The organism is Actinoplanes campanulatus, from assembly GCF_014647795.1.
In the GTDB taxonomy this organism is placed as follows: domain Bacteria; phylum Actinomycetota; class Actinomycetes; order Mycobacteriales; family Micromonosporaceae; genus Actinoplanes; species Actinoplanes campanulatus.
The window spans coordinates 1-1,203 of sequence record NZ_BMPW01000074.1; the positions used below are offsets into that span (position 1 = coordinate 1).

Below are 1,203 nucleotides of genomic sequence, written 5' to 3' on the forward strand. Positions count from 1 at the left end.
GGCACCGAAGAAGTACCCCGATGACCTGCGTGAGCGTGCGACCCGTTTGGCGATCGAAGCCCGGCGGGATCCGGCGTCCGCGGTCGGCGCGATCCGCCGGATCGCCGATCAGTGCGGGGTGCATCCCGAGGCGTTGCGCGGCTGGGTGAAGAGGGCCGAGGTCGACGCCGGGCAGCGGCCGGGCACGACCAGCAGCGACGCCGACCGTATCGCCGCGCTGGAACGGGAGGTACGTGAGCTGCGGCGAGCGAATCAGATCCTGAAGTCCGCGGCGACTTTCTTCGCGGCCGAACTGGACCGGCCCTAGCGATGAGGGTCGCGTTCGTTGACTCCCAGAAGGAACAGCACGGTGTCCAGTCGGTTCTGCGGGCGTTGCATGACACGCCGGCACAGATCGCGCCGTCGACCTACTACGCCGCCAAGACCCGCTCTGCCTCGCCACGATCGCGACGGGACGAGGAACTGACCAGGTTGATCAAGCAGATCCACGCGGAGAACTACGGTGTCTACGGCGCCCGCAAGATCTGGCACGAGCTGCACCGCCGCGGCGTGCGGGTGGCCCGCTGCACCGTCGAGCGGTTGATGCGTGAGGCCGGGCTGCGTGGGCTGCTGCGGGACAAGTCGCCGCGGACCACCAGGCCGGCGGCCGAGACCGACCGGCCTCGTGACCTGGTCGAACGGGACTTCACCGCGGCCGGGCCGAACCAGCTGTGGGTCGCCGACCTGACCTACGTGCGCACGGCCGTGGGCTGGGTGTACGCCGCGTTCGTGCTCGACGTGTACTCCCGGCTGATCGTCGGCTGGCAGGTATCCACGAGTCTCTACACCGACCTGGCGCTGGACGCGTTGAAGATGGCGATCTGGCGCCGCCAGAATCAGGGCGCTGACCTGGGCGGACTCGTGCACCACTCGGACCGCGGCGTCCAATATCGAGCGATCCGCTACAGCCAGCGGCTCGCCGAGGCCGGCGCGGTCGCGTCGGTCGGATCGAAGGGCGACTCGTTCGACAACGCGATGGCCGAGGCGTTCAACTCCCTGTTCAAGGCCGAACTCGTCCGCAACAAGGGCCCCTGGCGCGGCCTCGACGACCTGGAGATGGCCACCGTCGAGTACATCGACTGGTACAACAACCGGAGGCTGCACGGCGTGCTCGGGCACGTCCCACCCGCCGAGCATGAGGCACTACACGCGATGACCCGCACG

Annotated in this window: 1 pseudogene; it reads left to right on the forward strand. The window is 68.7% G+C overall.

Annotated elements, in window-relative coordinates:
- Nucleotides 1-1,203: pseudogene (locus IEZ13_RS46090) on the forward strand (IS3 family transposase); the annotation flags it as partial.